General features: G+C 39.0%; 2 protein-coding genes. Both read left to right on the forward strand.

Features of this window, described 5'->3' with window-relative positions; all coding sequences use genetic code 11:
• On the forward strand, window positions 1–867 hold an 867-nt coding region (locus UYI_RS32480), incomplete at its 5' end, for a KR domain-containing protein (protein WP_035138486.1).
• Between the two features lie 214 nt (window positions 868–1081).
• A partial coding sequence (locus UYI_RS0112070; RefSeq protein WP_016866924.1) for a type I polyketide synthase occupies window positions 1082–2686 on the forward strand: 1605 nt, incomplete at its 3' end.

Raw genomic sequence — 2686 nt, forward strand, 5'->3', positions numbered from 1 at the left:
GTACCAGGAGGCAGCGCGATTCAGCGAAAAACCCGGGAAGAAGCGGAAAGTATATTAGCTCCCAAAGTCAAGGGTACACTAGTTCTTGATGCTGTCCTCAAGGATATTCAGTTAGATTTCTTTATCTTAACCTCATCAATTAATTCAATTCTCGGGGGATTTGGACAAGTAGATTATTGTGCGGCTAATGCTTTTCTAGACGCTTTTGCTCACTGCAATATCAAAAAATCTCACACATTCATTACAAGTATCAACTGGGATACTTGGCAAGAAGTTGGGATGGCGGTAAATACAGCAGTGTCTAAACAACTCCAAGAATTGCGTGCAGAAAATCTCAAACAAGGAATATTGCCCCAAGAAGGTATAGATGCTTTGACGCGTATTTTAGAAAGTACAATACCTCAAGTTGTGGTATCTCCCTCTGACTTCCTGAATTTATTTCAGCAGCACAATTCTGATCAAAAAATACTCATCTCGGAAGTTTTAGAGACAATCAATAAATCACACGCAACACATCCACGACCCGAATTAAGTAATGATTTTGTTACACCTAGAAATGACATTGAGCAAAAACTTGCTGAAATTTGGCAGCAAATTCTCGGAATTGAACGTATAGGAATTCATGATAATTTCTTTGAACTCGGTGGTGATTCTCTCATAGGTATTCAAGTTATTTCTCAAGTAAATAAGGCGTTTGATTTAAATGTTCCTATTGCCAAGCTTTATGAATGTCCAACTGTCAGTTCTATGGCAAAAATTTTGATTCCTGAAGAAGATGAAAAAACTAATTTTGAACAACGATTGCTGCGAGGACAAAGAAGAAGACAGATGAAAATGCAAAAAATGCTAGACGAAAGCTCCTCCTAAGTACTAAATTACATGAAATCATAGCAAATCGAACAAAAAAACTCTGCTTCCCTCTGCGTTCTCCTTTGCGCTCCTCTGCGTTTAAAAAAGCTAAGATTTACGCAAAGCCGTACTAAGTAAACCAACGCAAACTTTTATTGAGATGTTTGACGCTCTACACTGGATAAACCCAGGTTGTAACAATGATTGATTTCTAGTTACTTTGAAAGAGAAAATGATAAGTACTTATAAAATACTTGAAAAAGCATCAGATTTAGACATAGCCATAGTAGGAATGGCTGGTCGATTCCCAGGTGCGAAGAATATCAATGATTTTTGGCACAATCTTCAGAATGGAATCGAATCTATTTCTTTTTTTTCAGAGCAAGATTTGGTATCTTTAAATATTGAAGATACTGTTTTCAACGATCCAAATTATGTCAAAGCAGCACCTGTACTGGAAGATATAGAGTTTTTTGATGCTAGATTCTTTGGCTTTAGTCCCAGGGAAGCTGAAGTGATTGATCCCCAGCACCGTTTCTTCATGGAATGTGCTTGGGAGGCTCTTGAAAATGCTGGATATGACCCAGAAAAGTATGAAGGTTTGATAGGGGTTTATGCTGGTACAAGCACAAACACTTACTTTTTTAATAATATTTATAACAACTCTAATTTGAATAATATTTCCAATACATATGCTCTTAATAAAGATTTTCTCACTACAAATATCTCATATAAATTAAATCTTACTGGCCCAAGTGTAGGTATCCAAACTTACTGCTCAACATCATTAGTAGCTGTACACTTAGCCTGCAAAAGTTTGCTGGATGAAGAGTGTGATATGGCTTTGGCAGGTGGAGTTGCCATCAGTGTGCCACAAAAGTCAGGCTATCTCTATCAAGAAGACGGAATTTTATCTCCTGATGGTCACTGTCGCGCTTTTGATGCTAAGGCACAAGGTACTATTTTCGGTAGTGGTCTGGGAATAGTCGTCTTAAAAAGATTTAAAGATGCTGTTAATGATGGCGACTGTATTCATGCAGTCATCAAAGGTTCAGCTATCAACAACGACGGTTCTCTAAAAGTCAGCTACACTGCACCGAGTGTAGATGGTCAAGCAGAGGTGATTGTAGAAGCTTTAGCCAATGCTGGCGTGAAAGCTGATGATATCTCATACATAGAAACTCACGGAACTGGAACACCTACTGGCGATCCTGTGGAAATCGCTGCGCTTACCAAGGCTTTTCGTACCTTTACACAAAAAAATGGCTTCTGTGCGATCGCTTCGGTAAAACCAAATATCGGACATTTAGATACAGCAGCTGGTATAGCAAGTCTGATCAAAACCGTCTTAGCATTAAAACATAAACAAATACCCCCTAGTTTAAATTTTGAGACTCCCAATCCTCAGATTGATTTTGCTAATAGCCCCTTTTACGTCAATACTAAACTTACCGATTGGAAAACTAACCGTACTCCACGCCGGGCTGGCGTTAGTTCCTTGGGCTTTGGTGGAACTAATGCTCACATCATCCTTGAAGAAGCCCCGGAAATAAAACATTGTGAAGAATCTCGACCTTGGCAATTGCTATTATTGTCAGCCAAAACTGGTTCGGCACTTGAAAGTGCAACTGCGAATCTGGTTACTTACTTAAAACAGCATCCAGATACAAATCTAGCCAATGTAGCATACACTCTTCAAGTTGGTCGTAGGGCTTTTAACTACCGCCGGATTTTGGTTTGCCAGAATGTAGAAGATGCTATAACCACCTTGGAAACACTGGAGGAGAAACGGGTTTTAACTGCATACCAAGAACATAGAGAACAACCGATCATATTC

It is taken from the genome of Fischerella muscicola PCC 7414, from assembly GCF_000317205.1.
Taxonomy (GTDB): Bacteria; Cyanobacteriota; Cyanobacteriia; order Cyanobacteriales; family Nostocaceae; genus Fischerella; species Fischerella muscicola.